Annotated in this window: 15 protein-coding genes; 9 read left to right on the top strand and 6 right to left on the bottom strand. The window is 55.0% G+C overall.

What is annotated here, in order from left to right; translation table 11 throughout:
- Nucleotides 1-157: 157 nt before the first annotated feature.
- Both QET40_RS08480 and QET40_RS08475 read right to left on the bottom strand, forming a co-directional pair.
- Nucleotides 158-1,978: an MFS transporter gene (locus QET40_RS08480; RefSeq protein WP_280126741.1), complete on the bottom strand. Its 1,821-nt coding sequence runs from the start codon at nucleotides 1,976-1,978 to the stop codon at nucleotides 158-160.
- Nucleotides 1,979-2,103: 125 nt separating this feature from the next.
- Entirely contained in the window at nucleotides 2,104-3,489 is a 1,386-nt protein-coding gene (locus QET40_RS08475) for a hypothetical protein (protein ID WP_280126740.1), read from the bottom strand.
- A 166-nt stretch (nucleotides 3,490-3,655) separates the two neighbouring features.
- On the opposite strand from QET40_RS08475, the gene QET40_RS08470 reads away from it, so the two are divergent.
- From QET40_RS08470 to rlmN, 7 genes are read left to right on the top strand one after another with little or no spacing between them, the layout of a single operon-like run.
- Entirely contained in the window at nucleotides 3,656-5,341 is a 1,686-nt protein-coding gene (locus tag QET40_RS08470) for a glutamine--tRNA ligase/YqeY domain fusion protein (protein ID WP_280126739.1), read from the top strand.
- Between the two features lie 10 nt (nucleotides 5,342-5,351).
- The gene (locus tag QET40_RS08465) at nucleotides 5,352-6,563 is read left to right on the top strand and encodes a bifunctional 3,4-dihydroxy-2-butanone-4-phosphate synthase/GTP cyclohydrolase II (RefSeq protein ID WP_280126738.1); all 1,212 of its coding nucleotides are present in this window, start codon (nucleotides 5,352-5,354) and stop codon (nucleotides 6,561-6,563) included.
- Between the two features lie 31 nt (nucleotides 6,564-6,594).
- Nucleotides 6,595-7,086 (top strand): 6,7-dimethyl-8-ribityllumazine synthase, encoded by a 492-nt coding sequence (gene ribH, locus QET40_RS08460; protein WP_280126737.1) that lies wholly within the window; start codon nucleotides 6,595-6,597, stop codon nucleotides 7,084-7,086.
- Nucleotides 7,087-7,114: 28 nt separating this feature from the next.
- Nucleotides 7,115-8,008, top strand: a complete 894-nt coding sequence (nusB, locus tag QET40_RS08455) for a transcription antitermination factor NusB (protein ID WP_280126736.1) — start codon at nucleotides 7,115-7,117, stop codon at nucleotides 8,006-8,008.
- A 44-nt stretch (nucleotides 8,009-8,052) separates the two neighbouring features.
- Nucleotides 8,053-8,901: a signal recognition particle-docking protein FtsY gene (gene ftsY / locus QET40_RS08450; protein WP_280126735.1), complete on the top strand. Its 849-nt coding sequence runs from the start codon at nucleotides 8,053-8,055 to the stop codon at nucleotides 8,899-8,901.
- Nucleotides 8,902-8,926: 25 nt separating this feature from the next.
- Nucleotides 8,927-9,874 carry a type I phosphomannose isomerase catalytic subunit gene (locus QET40_RS08445; RefSeq protein ID WP_280126734.1) on the top strand — a complete coding sequence of 316 codons (948 nt, stop codon included), beginning with the start codon at nucleotides 8,927-8,929 and terminating at the stop codon, nucleotides 9,872-9,874.
- Nucleotides 9,871-10,950 carry a 23S rRNA (adenine(2503)-C(2))-methyltransferase RlmN gene (gene rlmN / locus QET40_RS08440; RefSeq protein ID WP_280126733.1) on the top strand — a complete coding sequence of 360 codons (1,080 nt, stop codon included), beginning with the start codon at nucleotides 9,871-9,873 and terminating at the stop codon, nucleotides 10,948-10,950. The genes QET40_RS08445 and rlmN overlap by 4 nt, the downstream gene beginning before the upstream one ends.
- A 68-nt stretch (nucleotides 10,951-11,018) precedes the next feature.
- Here rlmN and QET40_RS08435 read toward each other — a convergent pair whose 3' ends face one another.
- The 4 genes from QET40_RS08435 to QET40_RS08420 all read right to left on the bottom strand — a co-directional run bounded on the left by QET40_RS08435 (nucleotide 11,019) and on the right by QET40_RS08420 (nucleotide 17,572).
- Entirely contained in the window at nucleotides 11,019-14,276 is a 3,258-nt protein-coding gene (locus QET40_RS08435; RefSeq protein WP_280126732.1) for a GH116 family glycosyl-hydrolase, read from the bottom strand.
- A gap of 25 nt (nucleotides 14,277-14,301) precedes the next feature.
- The gene (locus QET40_RS08430; RefSeq protein ID WP_280126731.1) at nucleotides 14,302-14,856 is read right to left on the bottom strand and encodes an RbsD/FucU domain-containing protein; all 555 of its coding nucleotides are present in this window, start codon (nucleotides 14,854-14,856) and stop codon (nucleotides 14,302-14,304) included.
- A 23-nt stretch (nucleotides 14,857-14,879) separates the two neighbouring features.
- Nucleotides 14,880-16,715 carry an aspartate ammonia-lyase gene (gene aspA, locus QET40_RS08425; RefSeq protein ID WP_280126730.1) on the bottom strand — a complete coding sequence of 612 codons (1,836 nt, stop codon included), beginning with the start codon at nucleotides 16,713-16,715 and terminating at the stop codon, nucleotides 14,880-14,882.
- A 68-nt stretch (nucleotides 16,716-16,783) separates the two neighbouring features.
- On the bottom strand, nucleotides 16,784-17,572 hold the full coding sequence (locus tag QET40_RS08420) for a L,D-transpeptidase family protein (protein WP_280126729.1): 789 nt from the start codon (nucleotides 17,570-17,572) through the stop codon (nucleotides 16,784-16,786).
- Nucleotides 17,573-17,695: 123 nt separating this feature from the next.
- On the opposite strand from QET40_RS08420, the gene QET40_RS08415 reads away from it, so the two are divergent.
- Both QET40_RS08415 and QET40_RS08410 read left to right on the top strand, forming a co-directional pair.
- Complete coding sequence (locus QET40_RS08415; RefSeq protein ID WP_280126728.1) at nucleotides 17,696-19,261, top strand: pyridoxal-phosphate dependent enzyme; 1,566 nt, start codon at nucleotides 17,696-17,698, stop codon at nucleotides 19,259-19,261.
- Between the two features lie 11 nt (nucleotides 19,262-19,272).
- The gene (locus tag QET40_RS08410; RefSeq protein WP_280126727.1) at nucleotides 19,273-19,848 is read left to right on the top strand and encodes a Maf family protein; all 576 of its coding nucleotides are present in this window, start codon (nucleotides 19,273-19,275) and stop codon (nucleotides 19,846-19,848) included.
- The last annotated feature ends 51 nt before the right edge of the window (nucleotides 19,849-19,899 follow it).

Below are 19,899 nucleotides of genomic sequence, written 5' to 3'. Positions count from 1 at the left end.
CAGTCGATATGATATGTTCCAATTTCACCGCAGCAGTTTAAAGACAGACCGTAGAAAACACCTGGATTCTACTAAAGAAAAAATTAGAGCCACACTGCATTAGCAGAGTGGCTCCAAGGTGAAAAGAGTTAATAATAAATATGAAGAGAGGAAGAAATCAGGCCTTTAATTCGTCTTCTTTCAGTTCCTTCTCATTTGTCGGCATTTTACCGGTCGTAAAGTAGGTCTCGATTTCTTCAAGAGAACGCCCCTTTGTTTCGGGAAGGAAGAAGTTCACCGTAATAAAATAAATCACCGTAAAGCCCGCCAGCATGAAGAACACGCTGGAGTAACCGATAGCTGCCACCCACGGCAGGAAGAACATAGCAATCGTCGTCGAAACCCCCTGGTTAATCAAAAGGGCGATGGACATGCCGTTGGAACGAATGCGCGTCGGCATCAGTTCGGAAAGAGCCAACCAGACACACACACCAGGTCCTACTCCGTAGAAGGAAATGAAGATAACGAAGCCAACCACGATCATCCAAGCAACCGTTTGAGAAGGACGGTCGCCAAGATCGGCGCTCAGGATCTTGATCCCGGCAATATTTCCATTCTTATCAGGAGAAGCCATAGGAATCGTCGCCATGGCAGGAGATTCCTCGCCGCCCTTCATCACTTTAGCAAAGTTGAAAACAAGGCTATTCTGTGCACCTCCCTGTTCATAGTTGACAACAAGCTGTTTGTTACTGTTGTCTTCGGAAGGATCTAGCCCCAGCTTGGTCAACACAGCGGGCGTATTCAGGTCGACATTGAGATGCTTATCCACGATCATCGTGCTGACTTGTTCCTTGACGGAAACACGGCTCTGTTCGATAGAAAGGAACAAGAAGCCGATAAGGCACAGCCCCACGATGATTCCGGACGTACCAATGCGCAGAAGGAATTTACGTCCCATCTTGTCAACAAGAGCGACAGCAACAATAGTCATGACCATATTAGCTACCTTCAAGGCAATATCGCCAGCGTTAGCAGACGTACCTTCAAGTCCACCCTGATGGAAGATACTCACCGAATAGTTGAGCATGGAATTAATGCCGGTCGCCTGGGTACAGGCAAGAATGACAACAGCAAGAATGAAAGGATAAACGTACTTTTTCTGAAACAACGTTTCCTTTTTCCCGGAACCGGCCTGAGCTTGCGCCTTGGCTTCGGCTGCAGTAGCTTCGATTTCCTCCATCGTCTGAACAGCCACTTTTTCGGAATTTCCGCGACGCAGAGCAGCCAGGGCTTCTTCCTTGCGATTACGCTTGAAAAGCCATCGAGGTGATTCTGTTACAAACAGAGCGCCAATGCTCAACAAGACTCCGGGAATAATGGATACCCAGAAAATACCGCGCCAAGCCGTATCCTGGTGGAGATTCCAGTTTTCCACAGCCCAAGAGAACCCGTAGGCAATAAGAGCGGCCAGCACAAGCCCAATCGTCAGCATTAACTGGAACATACCGGTTCCCTTTCCTCGCGAATCGGCACTCAGACATTCGGCCAAGTACAAAGGTACGATCACACCAATCAAGCCGGCGGAAAAGCCCTGGATGATACGGCCGATGCACAGCTGAAGAAAACCGGAGCTCACTTCGTACCCCCACAGGGTCCAGACTTCGCCGGAGAAGTAAGTACAGGCAATGATCGGAATGCTCACCACAAACAACAAGGAGCTGATGATAAGCATTTTCTTGCGTCCGAACATATCGGCAAGAGCACCTGCAAACAAGGATGAAATCACGCTTCCCCCAAGCACAGCGGCTACAACCAACCCTAGGTTGGCATCTTTCAGATAGTTGCCGGCAGTTGCCTTAAGAAAGGGGAGAGCCCCTGCGATAATCCCCACGTCCAATCCGTAGATCAAACCGCCCAAACCGGCGATAATCAACAGGTAGCGTGAGTACCTCTTAACGGAAGCGGAGACTTCCGATGAAGCAGTAGTTGAGTCACTCATGGTTTTTTTATTCTATGCAAATACAGTAGTTCCGCAACCAAAAAGAAAACAAGACCCTTCTGGAAAATGAATTTCCCGAAAGCATCTTAATTCCCTCCTCCCGATGTATCCGGTTCTGAAACTTCTCAGGGATGGAGCCGCCTTTCGATTTCCTCCTGCGCCAGATGGGCAAACGTACTCAGACGCGAGTCCTCGTTCCTGCCATACTCTCTTAATAACGGCAGAGACAAGTTTCCCCCGACTTTACCGAGAATACGCACGCCGGATTCACGAACCGCCGACGGGGTATCGTCTTTCTCGATCACCCCGAGAATCCCACGCTCGAGATTGCTTCCAGCAAGCATGCAACGTGTTTCCCACTGTTCGGGATTCATGCGCCACAATGCCAGTAAAAAATCAACGGATTTACCGTCCCGGCGAACCAGCAAATAATCAACCGCAGATACGGGTACGGACAAATTCGCCCGCATAAGGCTATCGACGGTATAGGCGAGCAGGAGACGCGTATTTTCATCGTCAGGCGGAGCCCAGACACCCAGCGCCGAGGCCAAAGCCGCCACGTATTCCGCATCGTTCCCCCAAGGTTCCCTCAAGCGCTCCGACAGCACGGCACAGACTCCGATGGACGGTTTGGCCGGAGGAGCAAGAGCCAGCCTCCGGGCTGCTGCTGCCACCCTTCTCGCATCAAGATTGCGCAACTCGCGCAAATTAGCCTCCAAATAAAACGGATCATCCTGGTTGTTCAATACCTTGGCAGGGGCCGACTCTTCAAAAAGATTGCGATCCAGCTCAACATCCATGAAATGCAAAGAGGAATCGCTTAATTCCAGCGTTCCGATCCGAGAGACGATTCTGGCCAGTTCATCAAATGAAAGCGGACTCTTATCTACAATAAACAATCCTCCCCCCTGCCTGCCATGGTATTCAGGCGTTTCACGCGTTTGCGACATTCGTTTCAAAAAAGCTCCTATTACTTCTGCTTTCCGTTCATCCCCGCCGCGCATCCAAATCCCGGCAACACCCCCGTTATCCTTGCGATCCGTCAATTTCCGGAACAGGGGATCCAGATCTCCGTCCCGGTACATTTCATCGTCCGGTTTTCCCTGGAGTCCCTCCGACGAAGAAACAAGAGCGGGTTTTACGGCGACAGAGGAAGAAGAGACTGCTGCATCCTGCCCGCCAACACTTCCCTTCTCCAGCCGCCCCGACAGTCCCTCTCTTGGCACGCGTGCATATAGCGCAAGCATCAGCGCCACGGCAACTCCGGCCACACGCATGCCCCATGCCGGTGAACTGAGAAAAACCATCGCCCCCCCCAAACAACCGAACAGGACACCGAATGCCTGGCGCTGGAAATCCCCCCGGATCACATCCAAATGCAGAATAACCAGACATACAAAAACAAGAAGAAGGCCGACCACAAAAAACACATACCGGAACCGGCGCCTTCCCATACGCCCCAGCTTACGGGAAGTTCCCCGCTGTTCCCGGTCGAATAATCGCTTTTGCATGCAAATTACGAGTATCACGTTTATCACTCCGATGGCAAGACCTCTCTCGTCCCTACGGTCAGGCAAATCACCCATGCCTTCCACCGGTAAAATTCCTCATTTTTCCTTATGTCATTCCGAGGGAACGCACTTGCAGAAAAGCAACCGTGCATGTAGCATATTCGCCATGTCTTCACCGCTACCTGAACGACGCGATTTTATCAGGGACATGATCGCCTCCGATCTTGCCGAGGGCAAGCACACGGCGCCCATCACCCGTTTCCCCCCGGAACCCAATGGATACCTTCACATTGGACACGCCAAATCCATCTGCCTGAACTTTGGACTCGGTCAGGAATACGCTCCCATCGGCGGGCGATGCCACCTGCGCTTCGACGATACCAATCCGAGCAAGGAAGACCAAGAATACGTCGACAGCATCAAGGAAGACATCCACTGGCTCGGTTTCGACTGGGGCAGCCATCTTTATTTCGCCAGCAACATGTTCGACTTCTTCCACTCCTGTGCCGTCGCCCTCATTGAAAAAGGGCTCGCCTATGTGGACGAACAAAGCGTCGAGGATATCCGCGCCCAACGCGGCAACGTCACCACACCCGGACAGGAATCTCCGTTCCGCAACCGTTCCGTCAAAGAAAATATGGAACGTTTCACCGCCATGAAAAATGGTGAGATTCCCGAAGGAAAAGCCGTCCTCCGTGCCAAAATCGACATGTCGTCCTCCAACATGAACATGAGGGATCCCGTCCTCTACCGCATCATGTTCGCAGAGCACCACAACACCGGCAACACTTGGTGCATCTATCCGATGTACGACTTCGCCCACCCGCTGGAAGACGCCTACGAACACATCACCCACTCCCTTTGCACCCTGGAATTCGAAAACCACCGCCCCCTTTACGACTGGGTCATCGACAACTGTCCCGTCCCCAGCCGCCCCCGCCAAACGGAATTCGCCCGGCTCAATCTGACCTACACGGTCATGAGCAAGCGCAAACTCCTCCAGCTCGTGCAGGAAAAACTCGTCCATTCCTGGGACGATCCCCGCATGCCCACTGTCTCCGGCATGCGCCGCCGCGGCTACACGCCTGCGGCCATCCGCAATTTCTGCCAGACAATCGGTATCACCAAATTCAACGGGTTCACCGATGTAGCCCTGCTTGAATACAGCGTCCGCGAAGATCTCAACGCCAACGCTCCGCGCCGCATGGCCGTCCTCAACCCAGTCAAGGTCATCGTCGATACATTGCCTGAGGACTACCTCGAATACGTCGAAGTCCAAAACAACCCGGAACGCCCGGAAGACGGTTCCCGTATGGTTCCCATGACCCGTGAAGTCTGGATCGAACGCGATGATTTCATGATGGATCCGCCCAAAAAGTATTTCCGCCTCGCCCCCGGCAGAACAGTTCGCCTCCGCGGCGGTTACTGCGTCACCTGCAAGGATGTCGTCACCGATGCCGCCGGAACAATCACGGAAATTATCTGTGAACACATCCCCGGCACAATCGGGGCCAACCCTCCGGAAGGCATCCAGTGCCGCGCCGCCATTCACTGGGTCAGCGTCCCGCACGCCGTCAACGGCGAAGTTCGCATTTACGACCGCCTCTTCACGTCCGAAAATCCGGATGGCGAAGAAGCAGGCTTCCTCTCTGTCCTCAACCCGAATTCCCTCCAGGTGATCAAGCACGCCAAACTTGAACCTTCGCTGGCGGAGGTCGAACCCGAGTTCCGTTGCCAGTTCGAACGCATCGGCTACTTTGTCTCCGACCGCCGGGACCACGTCGCCGGACAGAAACCCGTCTTCAACAGAACGGTCGCCCTGAAGGATTCCTGGGCCAAAAAGAATAAATAATCACAACTCCATGAGCGACGACTGCCTCATTTTCAGCCCTATAGAAACCATTGTGGAAGAAATCCGCAACGGCCGCATGGTCATTGTCACCGACGACCCCGGCCGCGAAAACGAGGGAGACCTCATTTGCGCTGCGGAATGGACGACTCCGGACATGATCAACTTCATGGTGACCCATGCCCGAGGATTGGTCTGCGCTCCGCTTTCCGGGGAACGGACGGATGCCCTGGGACTTCCCCTGATGACTTCCGTCAACAGAGAAAACATGTCCACGGCATTCACCGTGTCCGTGGATGCGAGTGCCGCCCATGGAACAACCACCGGCATCAGCGCTTTGGAACGAGCCGCTACCATCCGTCTGCTGGCCGATCCGAAAGCAACCAACGACGACTTTGTTCAGCCGGGACACATTTTCCCGTTGCGCGCCGTCGAAGGCGGCGTCCTGCGCCGGGCCGGTCACACGGAAACAACGGTCGACCTCATGAAGCTGGCGGGTCTCCAACCCGCCGGAGTCTGCTGCGAAATCATGAACGAGGACGGCACCATGGCCCGCATGGCCGACCTCGCCCAGTTCCAGAAAGAGCACGGCCTCAAAGCCTGTTCCACTGCACAGCTAATTGAATACCGCCGCAAAACGGAACAACTCATTGCCCGTACGGAAACCATCAGCCTCCCCACGGATTACGGCGATTTCACCTGCCACCTTTACGAATCCAGCCTGGACGGAGCCCACCATCTCGCCCTCGTTCACGGAGATATCGACCCGGACAAGTCCATACTCGTCCGCGTTCACAGCGAATGCTTGACAGGGGATGTTTTCGGCTCCCGCCGCTGCGACTGCGGCAGCCAGCTCCACGTCGCCATGCGCCGCGTGTCGGAAGAAGGAGGAATCATCCTCTACCTGCGCCAGGAAGGACGCGGCATCGGCCTCCCCGCCAAACTCCATGCCTACAAACTCCAGGAGCAGGGCCTCGATACCGTCGAGGCCAACGTCAAACTCGGTTTTGCCCCCGACCTGCGCGACTACGGCATCGGAGCCCAAATACTCCGGGATCTCGGCGCACGCCATCTGCGCCTGATGACCAATAACCCCAAGAAAATCAGAGGACTCGAAGGATTCGGGCTCGACATCGTCGAACAAATACCGATCCGCATCGAGCCCAACGATATCAACCGCCACTATCTGGAAACCAAGCGGGACAAGATGGGTCACCTCATCTGAACCTCGCCACCGCCCACACTATTTTCCCGCCATGTCCCACGCTATCCCCGAACGCCCGGCTCCATCCCCTACCGCAGCCAACATCACCATCGTCGCTTCACGCTACAACGAGCGCTATACCAATGCTCTTGTCGATCACTGCAGCCAAGAACTCGGTTTGATCCTGCCCAATGTGCAAGTCGATGTCATCCGCGTTCCCGGAGCTTTTGAAATCCCCGTCACAGTCAAGGCGGTTGCCACGCAAACCACTCCTAGGCCGACGGTTATTATTGCCCTGGGGGTCATCATCCAGGGCAGTACGGAGCATGCATCCCTCGTCGGCACCTCCGTCACCAACGCTCTGCTCGGCATTGCCGTGGAAACGCAAATTCCCGTTATCCATGAAGTACTCCTGCTCAATGATGAACAACAGGCCTACGACCGCTGCATTGCCCCTGGGCTCAATCGCGGGCAGGAATCCGCCCGCGCCGCCGCCTCCATGGTCGACCTGTTTGCTTCACGGTTCACCGCCAGCCAGCATTAATTAATCTCTCTCACCCACTTCTACCTCCATGCTCTCCCGCCATCAAGTCAGGCAAGCTGTTGTCCAGTTCCTGTACGGACTTACTCTGGACTCCCTGCAATCCATCACAGACGCCGATATCGAAGCCATCTGGGACATCATCCTCGAACCCGATCGGGCTGCCCTCGATAAAGCCCGGGTCAAGGCCATCACCCATCTCACACGCGATCTGCCGGACAAAATCCGCCTGTTCCAAACCCGCGCCGACAATACGTTGAAAGCCATCGAAGGCAATCCCGCCCTGTCCGACTTCCGCGACATGTTAACAGATCTTATCAAACGGGAACAGAGCCTGGATGCTTCCGTCCGTTCTCTCCGCTCCGCGAAAAAGACCGATCCCACCGCCGAAACACGGGCCATGGAGGCTGCCTATAATTCCCTGCAAATCATCAATTCCACCCTGTTGCAAATTCGACCGTCTCTCATAGCCAAACTGGAGGACTACCCCCAGTTCCGTTTCGTCATGGATCCGCTGAAGAGTTCCATATCCAAGCTTCAGGACATCAGTTCCAGAATCAGTGGTCTCGAAAACCCGGAAGGCCACAAAAACGCTACCGAATTCGCCCCCGTTATTGAAACATCCCAGGAAATGTGCCAATTGCGCACGGACGCGGGAGAATTGCTCCGTAAAGTCCTCGCCAATATCGAAGATCTCGACCAGCTTATTTCCGACAAACTGGAGAACTTCTCCCCGGAACGAATCAGTCCGGTCGACCGTTCTATCCTTCGCCTGGCCGCCTACGAGTTGAAATACCGTAAAGACCTCGCCACCCCGATTGTCGTCAAGGAAGCGATCCGCCTCGCGGAAGACTACTCCACATCGGAAGCTCCGCGCTTTGTCAACGGCATCTTGACCGGTATCGCCACTTCCTGCAGGAACTGATCGTTCCATCACTGTTCTATCATCACACACACCGCTCTCCCCTCATGGCAGGCTTCTTCTCCAAACTACTCAACAAATTCTCCCGTAGCCCGAAAATTGACTGGGATGAACTGGAAGCCGAACTTGTCACCTCTGACATCGGTATCAAGCGAGCCATGGCTCTCGTCGATGAAATGCGGGAACGCCGGGATATTGATGCGGACAGTATTGTCAACGAAACCCGGGAGACTATCCGGCAGGCCTTCCCGTCGCAACCGGCTCCCCTGCCCTCCGCTCCGGACGGCAAACCAACCGTCATCCTCGTCGTCGGCGTCAACGGTACGGGCAAAACCACTTCCGCCGCTAAACTGGCCTATCTCCTGACCGGTCAGGGCAAGCGAGTCCTGCTCGCTGCCGCCGACACATTCCGGGCTGCCGCCGTCGAACAGCTGGAAAACTGGACTACCCGCCTCTCCCTGCCACTTTACAAGGGACGCCCGAACCAGGATCCGGCATCCGTCTGCTATGAAGCCCACGAAAAGGCCCTCCGAGAAGGTTTCCAGTATCTCATCTGCGACACGGCAGGACGCCTCCACACGCGCCACAACCTGATGGAGGAACTCACTAAAATCCGCCGCACAATCGCCAAACAGGATGAAACGGCCCCGCACGCCACCCTTCTCGTCGTCGATGCCACAACCGGAGCCAACGCCCTCTCCCAGGCAAAGGAATTCCACAAGGCAACTCCGCTCGACGCCGTCATCGTCACGAAGATGGACGGTTCCGGCAAAGGGGGAGTCGCTCTTGCGATCCTGGATGAAATGAAGATTGCCCCCGCCTACCTCGGTACCGGGGAAGGAGCAGGAGACTTCGAAGCATTCGACAGAGACCGCTTCGTCGATCAGCTCCTCTAATCAGAGTAACAATTCCACGACGACCATGCGATCCTTCAAACTGCGGCCTCAATTAGCCGAACGCATTTGGGGCGGCCAGGACCTGCCCATGCTCCGCCTCGGCATCCCCGGCAAACCCGGCGTCCAATACGGAGAATCCTGGGAAATATGCGACCGTCCCGAACTGGATAGCATCGTCAGTGACGGAGACCATGCCGGGCAATCCCTCCATAGCCTCTGGAGTACCTACCGTGAAGAAATTTTCGGTCAAGGCTATGAGTCCCTGGACCGTTTTCCTCTGCTCTGCAAGATACTGGATGTCCACGACAACCTTTCCCTCCAAATCCACCCCCCTGCACAGACGGCAGCCCGCTGGAACGGAGAAGTTAAAAACGAAATCTGGTACATTGCTTCGCACTCCCCCGGAGCCACCATCTATATGGGTCTGAAACGGGATTTTACCGAATCCGAAATCAAGGGAGCCATCCGAACCAACCGTCTGGCGGACATGATGGGAGCCTACTCTCTGAACGATGGAGACAGCGTCTTCATCCCCTCCGGCCTTGTCCACGGCATCGGAGCCGGCCACGTCATTTACGAAATCCAGCAGAACAGCGACACCACTTATCGCCTTTACGATTGGGGCCGGGTGGATGCCTCCGGCCATGCCCGTGAACTTCACTTGGAGCAATCCCTGGATGCCATCCGTGAAGCGGGTAATCCCGTCTGTTCTCCCCGCCCGGCAGCTCCCGGCGTGCTGGTCGACGAATCCTGTTTCCGCATCGTCGAAGAACATCTGACGAACGGAACCGTCCCATTAAACATTCCGGCCTCTCAATTCGCCGTCCTCGTCGTCATCTCTGGAGAATTGGATTACGGCAACGATCTCCCCGCCCGTCCCGGAGACTTCCTGATTTTTCCCGCTCATGGAGAAGCTCCTGTCGCCATAGGACCGGCACGCCTCCTCATTGCAACTGTCCCGCCCCAGTCATGACCCAGCCAGCACCCATCACCGGACAGACTGAAACGTCCCTCACGCAATTCCTCGCCGCTCACGGATTGCCGGCCTTCCGCGCCAAACAAATTCTCGACTGGATATGGGACAAGAGAGTCGAATCATTCGAGAGGATGACCAACCTCCCCGCTACCTTGAAAAACCTTCTGGGAGCCAACTTCTCATGGCCGGCCATGGAAACCGTCCAGATTCAAGGAAAACCCGGAAAAACCCGGAAATTTCTCTCACGGCTGGACGACGGACAATGCGTTGAATCCGTCATTATCCCCGCTGCTACCGGCGGCGACGGAGGACAATCCGAACGCCTCACCCTCTGCGTTTCATCGCAGGTCGGCTGTGCTTTCGGGTGCAAATTCTGCGCATCCGGGCTGCTGGGCTTCTCCCGCAACCTGAACGCCGGGGAAATCGTCGGACAAATCCTTGCGGCAGAACGCATCACCCGGGAACGCATCGACAACCTCGTTTTCATGGGTATGGGAGAACCTCTCGCCAATTTCGACAATCTCGTCACGGCTCTGGACATTATCACCGCTCCTTGGGGGCTCAATATCGGAGGTCGCCACATCACCGTTTCCACCTCCGGCTATGCCCCCAACATCGTACGCCTCGCCTCCTATCCCAGGCAGATACGCCTGGCCATATCCCTCCACGGAGCCACGGACGATGTCCGTAACCAGATCATGCCGGTTAACAAGAAGTGGCCCTTGAGAGAACTCGTACCCGCTCTGGCTGCCTGGGCCAGTGCCCGGAAGCAGATGATTACGATGGAATACATCCTGATCCAAGGAGTCAACGACAGTCTGGAAGCAGCCGGACATCTCGCCTCGCTCGCCCAGCGCCTTAACGCCAAAGTAAACCTCATCCCCTACAATACCGTCGAAGGTCTTGACTGGCAACGTCCTCCGCTATCTCATTGCGAACGCTTCCGCGACCGTCTGAAACAAGCAGGTATTCCTGTCACCCTCCGTTATGAAAAAGGACATGACATCGATGCCGCCTGCGGTCAGCTCCGCCTCAAAAAACTGAAAGAAGACGGGCAAGACATCCTAGTCTGATCTTTGCAAGAGAGCCTTGCGCAAGAAGTTATCCCTGTAACCGGTTCCCGGCGGAAAACCGGGGCAGGTCATGCCCCGGTTTGCACTGTCAGAGTTTGTCCGGCCTTCAACGTCAGGGGAGTTCCCCAGACAAGCACGCCTTTCTCAACTTTGAAATCCGGTGCCGGCTTCCCATCCACGGCCACCCGGACCTTCTTCAAGGGGAAGGCAAGCTTTAATTCCCTGAGAGTTAATTGACCATACTTCAAAGCAACCCCGGCCGTCCAGGCGTTCCCCTGCTTCTCTTGTGAGTAGGTTCCCCATCCTTCCGCCGTCGTGAAAGCGGCCTTGAAATTCTCAGGGGACATTCTGGGATTAAACCCGAGTTTTCCCTCCGGCCCATTGTAATCATATCCGCAAGCGCTCAGGAACGTTCCGTAACTGGCCATGGCACGGGCATAATGGTCGGAACACTCAATCTCGTTGTAAGGATTGCGCTTCTCCGCAGAATAACGGTCATGGATGGCCCGCGTTACAGCCAATGCCTCCTTCACCATGCCCGCGCGCATCATGTGAGAGGCAAGTTGATGCTCGAATCCGGACATGCACTCGTTGAGATAGCCGTGAGTCCAGCTGCTGCCCTTATACGGATCGGATTCATTCAAGGCATTCGTACACATCAGAGTCCCCCCCTCCCCTTCAACGTAATAGGGACGTCCCAAAGGTCGGACATGTTTGAGATACTCCGTCAGATCGGGTGAAAAATTATTGTCCCAGATGGATCGGAGAGCCTTTTTCTGCCTGTCGGGGGAAATGAGTTCGCCCAATCCGCACTGATAAGCCATGCTTTGTCCGAACAACTGGTCGATGAAACTCCCATTATATGTGCCAAACACGTTCGGATGAGCTTCATCCTTCTTCTGGATGAACCATTTCCCATTGAAGAGACGCGCCTCTACAGCTTTGCGGCCTTTCTCCCGGCGATCCCGGCACAGCTTGGCAAACTCTCCGTCTCCCACGGCAAGAGCCATTTCCTCGCCAGCCTTGAACGCCCCAAGAGCTTCAATACTCGTCCAGGCGATTTCGCCATACCAAGCGGCATCCAACGTATTTTCCTGAGCCCCGTCAAGAATCCCGTCCCCATCGCGGTCATGATCCAAGACATACTGGACAGCCTTTTTCGCACGAGGCCAAACCTTGTTGAGGAAGGAATCGTCAGCGCTCATCGTGTGTTCCCTCCAAATCCCCATAATCCGTCCGCATTGTCCGTCAATGGCAGGTTGCCGATTATGCTCGGCCCGCATGCCGATCCCCCCCGTCTCGGGATGGAATCCTATACCCAGATCCACCCGGTCGCGCGTCACGCGTTCGATGTCCGGGAACAGACGGGCGGGAGCCTGGGCGTACTGCCAGACGTGAGTACATGTACCTTCACAAGCGCCTACCCCTTCCCAGGCATAAAACCGCCCATTCGTCAAGCGGTGACTGGTCGTAGTCGCCAACGTCGACGTATTGGCAAAAGTCCTGTCAAGGAACCAGAACGGCAGAGAGGAATCATACCACGTATCCCTCCAAAGCTTCGTCCCGCCAACCAGGCTCTTCCAATGATCAGCCACATAGGATGCCACATCGTTCGCATTGGAGAAACGCGCGGCATAGTGCCGCCGTCCCTTCTTGCCATCGGTATCGGGACGTCCCGTATCACCCATCGTATTCAGATAGATATTGGGGAAATACCAGGCCAGGATAAAGTCAACCTGCACGGATTCCCCGGCAGGAATGGAAAAATCCCGGGTCAATCCCCCCAACGGCTTATCCTTGTCGAAACGGACATTCCCCACGGATGGCTGCGAACCATCCATCCCGAACAGAGCTTGCTCCGTATTTCTCGCAGGAAGACTGGTCATAGCACGAGTACCTTTCCCGGGACTCGCCAAAGCAAAACAGAACGAACCGAAATCCGCTTCTTCTTTCAAGGGACGGGCAGGAGGAGCCGGAGAATCGGAAAAAACGATATGATCCACAATGATATTGCCCCAGCTTCCCTGTGCCCCATCATAAATTCGCAAACGGGCTTTCTTCCCGATGTAATCCTTCACGGGAAAAGCATCGGGGCGCAAACGGTTGGAATTATGCCCCGTTGCAGAGCATACGGCTTTGCCGTCAACCAGCAATTCGATTCCCGTCCCTCCTTCTTTCTCTCGGCCGGGTTTCCGGCCTCCAGCAATTGAAAATCTGATAAATTCCCGGTCAATCGTGAATTCCGGGCTCAGCAGGCTACCCGTATGGGAGTCTCCCGCCATAACGTCTCCTCCCGTTCGGACATTGTGAGAAACGGCAGCCCTCGAACCGTGCATCCCGATGTCTCCCATATACGGGGGGATACGGGCATTATCCAGTGGAGTTTTGTCAAAAGCCGTACCTTCGACCTTCCAGCCGGCATAATCCTCCCGCTCGAAATCTTCAAAACTCACATCTTCCCTGCCGGGAACCGCTACCCATTCCCCCTCTTCCGCCGTCATCAGCACGTGAGGCATCCCCCCATTCGGATCCGCCTTGTTCACCCGCATGCCAAGACCGGTGCCGCTATTGCAGCAGACAGCGTTTTTAAGCCATCCGCCAATCGTCCCGTTCACAGTGCTATCCGTACAGTTCCGAATCGTAAAACTCATCACGGTACATGGAAGGGAAGAATCGTCCGTATTCAAGGGGATGAAAGGAGAAAAGGCTTCCAAACGGACGGACACGGGGAAATTCTGATCCGAATAATCAACCGTACCAATGGGATATGTCCCCGTGAAAGCCACTCTGTTCCATCCGTTCCTGTCCATAGTCCGGACATGGTCGCCCACCTTGATGGCAAATCCCTGCTCCATTTGTTCCTGACCGGAGAATTCATCGTCTCCGGACTTGGCGCTCTTTTGCAATTCCTCCGGAAACCCTTTCCTGAACGGAGAAGGCTGGGCCGAATCAGGATGCACATAGCTGGCTCCATCGCGGGACCGTATCCTGGCGCCGTTCCAGACCAATGACCGAGGCATGACTCCCTGCCGGTTGTCATTGAATACATCCCAAAGCCACAGCTTGCCATCTCCACCCAAATAGACAGTCCCGCAAAACAGGCCTCCCACCGGCATGCCGACATGGGAAAGCCCCGGACCGGAACTCACGGTTGTCAACTGTCCGCGATCCGTCAGGGAAGCCACCCATTCCGGAGAAAGCTTCTTGTCAACCGGAACAACGGCTTCATTCGGATAAACGCCGGCAGCCTGGACGACAACCGTCCCCCATACGGCAATGGCATGAACAAACAGTTTTTTTCTGGTTAAAATGGTCGGGACAATCATAGTTCACGTGATAATTACAATATAATTACGGAGTGGAATGCTCTTTTATTTCATCACGCAGGCGTTTTTCTCCCTTTTCCGTCCAATAGGCGCAATCCAGTTTGAAAAACACAGAGGTATAAGGCAGTAACCCTTGGGTCTTAATAATGACGACATTGAAGACGGACGCCGCCTCATCCAATTGGGCAATGATGTCTTCATGCGGCAGGGAAACCGGACGGACGCCGGAAAGCATTTTTCGCAATCCTTCACGATAGGCATTAATTCCGGGAGCATCTTCTTCACGGACAAAATCGAGCTCGGCATCCGTATACACAAGGGGGCGGACGTGTTTCTGCACGGCCAGCATGTCCAGAACCGCTTTGACAACGGCAGGCTGTTCCCCGTCGACCACGATCGTCTTAATGCCGGGATTGCTCTGGAGAGGATAAGCGGCATCCGTCACCACAACCCAGTTGCGATGCCCCAGCAAAGGCATCATATTCTTCACTTGGGACAATCCGTCTTCCCGCCCTTCGGACGCTAAACAGGAACAGGCGAGAAGCAGAAAGGCCAGCAAGGAGACAATATTACGTTTCATCGGATCACTCCATTCGGTTGCAATCAGGAAAACATGTTGCGCGGATCCAGGTAGCGATCCACCTCTTCTTCCGTCAAAATACCTTTCTCCAGCACGATTTCACGAACACTCTTGGTAGAATGCAGGGCTTCCTTCGCCAGCTCCGTCGCCTGGGCATAACCAATGACGGGTAAAAGAGCCGTCACAATGCCAATACTGCGGTCCACATAGCTGCGGCACACATCGCGGTTAGCGGTAATTCCATCCACCGTCCGTTCCTTGAGAACAATGCAAGCCTGCCTCAAGTGATTGATGCTCTTGAAGAGAGACCAGACAATAACCGGCTCCATTACATTGAGTTGCAACTGTCCGGCCTCAGCGGCGATCGTAATGGTTACATCATTACCGATCACCTCGAAAGCCACTTGGTTGACGACCTCCGGCACGACGGGATTCACCTTTCCGGGCATAATGCTGCTGCCCGGCTGAAGAGGAGGCAGATTGATTTCCCCGAGTCCGGCACGTGGGCCGGAAGAAAGCAGGCGCAAATCGTTGCAAATCTTGCTAAGCTTGGTGGATGTCCTCTTCAAAACCCCGGATAGTTGGACAAGAGCCCCCGTATCCTGCGTCGCTTCAAACAGATTGCTGGCCGTCACAATCTCCAGCCCGGAAACCTCCTGCAACCGTTCCCGGACGCGTTCGCGGTAACCGGACACTGTACTGATACCGGAACCGATAGCCGTCGCCCCCATGTTCACTTCCTTGAGCAAATTCTCCGCTTCCTCCAACCGCTGGATGTCTTCGCGCAGCGTACAGGCAAACGCCGAAAACTCTTGTCCCAGCGTCATCGGAACGGCATCCTGCAACTGGGTCCTCCCCATTTTGATCACATCGGCAAACTCCGCCCCCTTCGCCTCAAAAGAGCCCGCCAGTTTGTCTACAGCCAGCAGAAGGCGTTTCAGGGCAAACCGCAGCCCCAGCCGGAATGCCGTCGGGTACACGTCATTCGTACTCTGGCTCAGGTTAACATGATTGTTGGGGTGGATGAAAGCATAGTCGCCGCGCTCCCGTCCGCAAAGTTCCAACGCCCTGTTGGCGATCACTTCATTGGCATTCATGTTGCATGACGTGCCGGCGCCCCCCTGCATCATATCTACCACGAAATGATCATAGAACCTGCCGTCCAGCAATTCATCGCAAGCCTGGACAATGGCTCGGCTGCGTTCCTTGTCCAGCAGGCCGAGATCGGCATTCGTCAGGGCGCACGCCTTCTTCACCAAAGCCAGCCCGCGAATCAGGTTCGGATAGGAACTCAGAGGAATATCCGTAATCGGGAAATTTTCCACGCCGCGCATCGTCTGGATGCCGTACAAAGCGGAAGCAGGCACTTTGCGCTCACCGAGGAGATCCTTCTCCACCCGGAAAACATCCCCCGGTTTATTCCCGGCAGGAGCACCAAGAACCGGACGCAGCGATACGCTTCCGGCTATTGTCGTCCGCAGACGCTCCAACAGTTCGGGATGAGCCCTGCCCAACCGGTCAAGGTCGTCATGGTTCCACTCAAGGCACACGGAGCGCTCCATCACTTCTCCCGTTAACGAATGGGGGCTGCCCTTGTCATAGAGCATTCTCTCCCCGAGCAGGGAACCGGGTCCGACATCCAGCAGGGGATTCAGCTCATCCCCGATACCACGGGCCAAACGGACGCTCCCCGTTAACAGGACGTACAGGCGCGAAGGCGGCATCTTTTCATAAAACAAAAAGTCGCCCGGGACATAAACACTCTCCCGTCCATATTCCAACAGGACATCCAAATCGTCCGATGTAAAATCCTTTAACAGCGATGAACGCAACGAATGCGGAAACAGCTCTTCCTTCATTCTTGAGTTCCTACCACTTTCCGAAGGAAATCTCAACGAGAAACAACAAATTTCCGGGACTGCGTCAACTAGGACTGTGTCAGCTCTTTTTCCGGGGCAGGAGGAGGAGTCTGGAGAGGAGCAGGGATTTTCATCACAAGCTGGTTGTTTTCAAAGACAATCGGAGCCGGCATTTTATTCAAATCCGTCCATTCCCATGTCTTCTCCAGCACTTTCCAGAACGGGAAATAAGGAGATTTACGTTCCTGCCACAGCCTGGCCGGGGTCGGAACAAAAGGATAAATCTGGATAGGCACTGTCTTCTGCCCTTCCTTCAAGGCTTCCGCCACCATCGTATACACTTCCTCAATACCTTCATCCGTGATGGCGATACATCCCGCCGATACGTCGCTGCCGTGTACCATGATGTAGGAACCGGTGCGTCCCAGAGAACGGTCATACTCGTTCGGATAGCCGATATTGAAGGAAAGATGGTACTTGCTATTCGGATTGAGGGCAGCGGGAACAACCTCGTAAAAACCTTCCGGCACCTGGTTGTCCCCCTCCTTTTCCTTCGGTCCCAGATTGCCGGACATGGCAGCCACCGGATAACGCTTCACCAGAACAAACGAGCCGGAGCCCTTCGGCTGTACCCACAGTTCCAAAATCTTATCCTCCTTGATTGCTCGGAGAAAAACCGGACTGCCCACATGCATATTACCCGGTGCCAGATATTCGGACATCTTCGGCGACGTCCGGGCTTTGGCCTGTACGTCACGGGCCTTCGCAGAGTCATTGCATGCTTGGAAACACATCGTCGTCACAAGAACACCTACCCATATCATCCAGCTTAATCCTCCTCGTTTGGAAGCGCTCATGGCGACAGGAGAACCAAAATAGAGGTATGATTCAATCCTTTTCGGAGACTGTAGCGAAAATTAATGGTTCACGTCTCCGTTTCTTTGATGTAGACTCTTGCAGAACATTTCCAACCATCCGCCATGAGCGAACTCAACGATCGCCTTTTCGAAGAAATCCTCCAGGCCCGCCAACGCGTGTACGCCGTCGGTAAGCCCACCCCCCTCCAGAAACTGAATCTGAGAGGAATCGACGCCCCCGTCTATGTCAAGCGCGAGGATCTCGGCCCCATTAAGGCCTACAAATGGAGAGGCGCCTACAATTGCATGGCATCCCTGCCTGCGGACAAACTCGCCAAAGGTGTCGTCGCCGCCTCTGCCGGAAATCATGCCCAGGGTGTAGCGCTTGCGGCACGCGTACTCAACTGCAAGGCGCGCATCTACATGCCCCGCTCTACCCCGGAAGTTAAACAGGTGGAAGTCAAACGCCACGGCGGCGACCATGTCGAAATCGTCCTGCACGGCGACAGCTACGATGAAACCGCCAGTGCCGCCCACCAGTACGCCGAAAAACACGGTTGTTCATTCATCCACCCCTACGACGACATTAAAACCATGGGGGGCCAGGGAACGCTGGCCGACGAAGTCGTCATGAGCGGCCACGGCCCATTTGACCGCGCCTACGTCCAAATCGGAGGAGGCGGTCTTGCCGCAGCCGTAGCCTGCGGGCTGAAAAAATTCTGGCCGGACATCAAAATCATTGCCGTAGAAGGTATCGACCAGGCATCCATGAAAGCTTCCGTCGAACAAGGAGAACGTACGACTCTGTCCTACGTGGATGTCTTCTGCGACGGCACTGCCGTCCGCATCCCCGGTGAAGAGACTTTTGAAATCTGCAAAGAGCTCGTCGACGAATACGTCACCGTCACCAACAACGAAGTCTGCCACTCCATCCGTGCCATGTGGGAGGCCAACCGCGTCGTCCCCGAACCCTCCGGAGCCATGGGACTGGCCGGATTCCTCAAGCAATGGGACGAAGGCCTGGTTCGACCCGATGAAAAAAGCCTCGTCATCATTTCCGGCGCCAATATGGATTTCACCCACCTGGCACAAATCGCCCGCCAGGCCGGCATCGGCAACTACGAAACCCACTACCTGCGCATCCCCATGGCCGCCAAGAAGGGCCAGTTGCTCAAATACCTCCGCAACATGCCGGAATCGACCACCCTCGTCGACATGCAATACGGCAAAACCGCCGGGGATATCCAATACCCCGTTTTCGGAGTGTCCGTCTCCGACGAAGACCTGGACCTCATCCGTAAACGGCTTCAGGACAAGGATATCGGGTTCGAGGACATCAGCGCCGACGACGACGTCAATTTCCGCATTATCCACTATCAGACGGAACTCTTCGACAACCCGCTCTTTGTCAAAATCGAATTCCCCGAACGTTGCGGAGCCTTACTGGATTTCATGGAGCGCATTGTCGATATAGCCTCAGTTTGCTATTTCAACTACGCCTACTCCGGCGAACGCGTCGGACGTGCCCTCGTCGGTCTGGAATTCGATTCACCCGACATGCGGGAAGCATGTATGGACCGCATCGGGAAAATGCCCCGCAATGTCATTCGTGCCGTCCACAATGTCTCCGAGACAGCCAAGGAACGCATCATGGGCAACGAGAATCCCATCCACTTCAAAGGGCACTAATCAGTAGCGGCATGTCTCCTCTCCCTCGCCTCATCCTCGCCTCGCAATCCCCGAGACGTAAAGACCTTTTGGCGTCCACCGGACTCGATTTCGAGATCATCGTCCGACCGGCCGACGAAATCCAGGATTCTTCCATGGAACCGGAACGTCTCTGCCTGTACAACGCCGGCCTGAAAGCCGATGCCGTCGCCCACGAATTTCCCGATGCTACCGTCATCGGGGCCGATACCCTCGTCTTCCTCGGCAACGAACCTCTCGGCAAACCCTGCGACAGGAATGATGCCGTCCGCATGCTTACAATGCTGTCCGGAAAATTTCACTGTGTCTGCACCGGTGTCAGCTTGCGTTCTCCATTGGGTCACATTGACTTGCCGGTCATCACAAAAGTGAAATTCCGGAAGCTCTCTCCATCAACTATCGACCGCTATCTGGAACTCGTACATGTCCTTGACAAAGCAGGGGCTTATGCCTTTCAAGAGCATGGAGACATGATCGTCGAGTCCATCGAAGGAGATGCCAATAATGTCATCGGCCTCCCCATTGATGCCCTGATGCGCCAACTGGCAGCCTGGGGATATTCCCGCTAGGAAGAATCTCTTGCATTCACGATTTGTTACAGAGGGGCTTGCCAAGCGGCC

Origin of the sequence: Akkermansia sp. N21169 (assembly GCF_029854675.1) — a bacterium.
Taxonomy (GTDB): domain Bacteria; phylum Verrucomicrobiota; class Verrucomicrobiia; order Verrucomicrobiales; family Akkermansiaceae; genus Akkermansia.
The sequence above is the reverse complement of the archived record's forward strand: the minus strand, read 5'-3'. Positions and strand labels throughout refer to the sequence as shown.

Bases quoted from the DNA above. Each gene is read 5' to 3' on its own strand.
- QET40_RS08480 (WP_280126741.1), bottom strand. From the start codon at position 1,978: ATGAGTGACTCAACTACTGCTTCATCGGAAGTCTCCGCTTCCGTTAAG.
- QET40_RS08475 (WP_280126740.1), bottom strand. From the start codon at position 3,489: ATGCAAAAGCGATTATTCGACCGGGAACAGCGGGGAACTTCCCGTAAG.
- QET40_RS08470 (WP_280126739.1), top strand. From the start codon at position 3,656: ATGTCTTCACCGCTACCTGAACGACGCGATTTTATCAGGGACATGATC.
- QET40_RS08465 (WP_280126738.1), top strand. From the start codon at position 5,352: ATGAGCGACGACTGCCTCATTTTCAGCCCTATAGAAACCATTGTGGAA.
- ribH (WP_280126737.1), top strand. From the start codon at position 6,595: ATGTCCCACGCTATCCCCGAACGCCCGGCTCCATCCCCTACCGCAGCC.
- nusB (WP_280126736.1), top strand. From the start codon at position 7,115: ATGCTCTCCCGCCATCAAGTCAGGCAAGCTGTTGTCCAGTTCCTGTAC.
- ftsY (WP_280126735.1), top strand. From the start codon at position 8,053: ATGGCAGGCTTCTTCTCCAAACTACTCAACAAATTCTCCCGTAGCCCG.
- QET40_RS08445 (WP_280126734.1), top strand. From the start codon at position 8,927: ATGCGATCCTTCAAACTGCGGCCTCAATTAGCCGAACGCATTTGGGGC.
- rlmN (WP_280126733.1), top strand. From the start codon at position 9,871: ATGACCCAGCCAGCACCCATCACCGGACAGACTGAAACGTCCCTCACG.
- QET40_RS08435 (WP_280126732.1), bottom strand. From the start codon at position 14,276: ATGATTGTCCCGACCATTTTAACCAGAAAAAAACTGTTTGTTCATGCC.
- QET40_RS08430 (WP_280126731.1), bottom strand. From the start codon at position 14,856: ATGAAACGTAATATTGTCTCCTTGCTGGCCTTTCTGCTTCTCGCCTGT.
- aspA (WP_280126730.1), bottom strand. From the start codon at position 16,715: ATGAAGGAAGAGCTGTTTCCGCATTCGTTGCGTTCATCGCTGTTAAAG.
- QET40_RS08420 (WP_280126729.1), bottom strand. From the start codon at position 17,572: ATGAGCGCTTCCAAACGAGGAGGATTAAGCTGGATGATATGGGTAGGT.
- QET40_RS08415 (WP_280126728.1), top strand. From the start codon at position 17,696: ATGAGCGAACTCAACGATCGCCTTTTCGAAGAAATCCTCCAGGCCCGC.
- QET40_RS08410 (WP_280126727.1), top strand. From the start codon at position 19,273: ATGTCTCCTCTCCCTCGCCTCATCCTCGCCTCGCAATCCCCGAGACGT.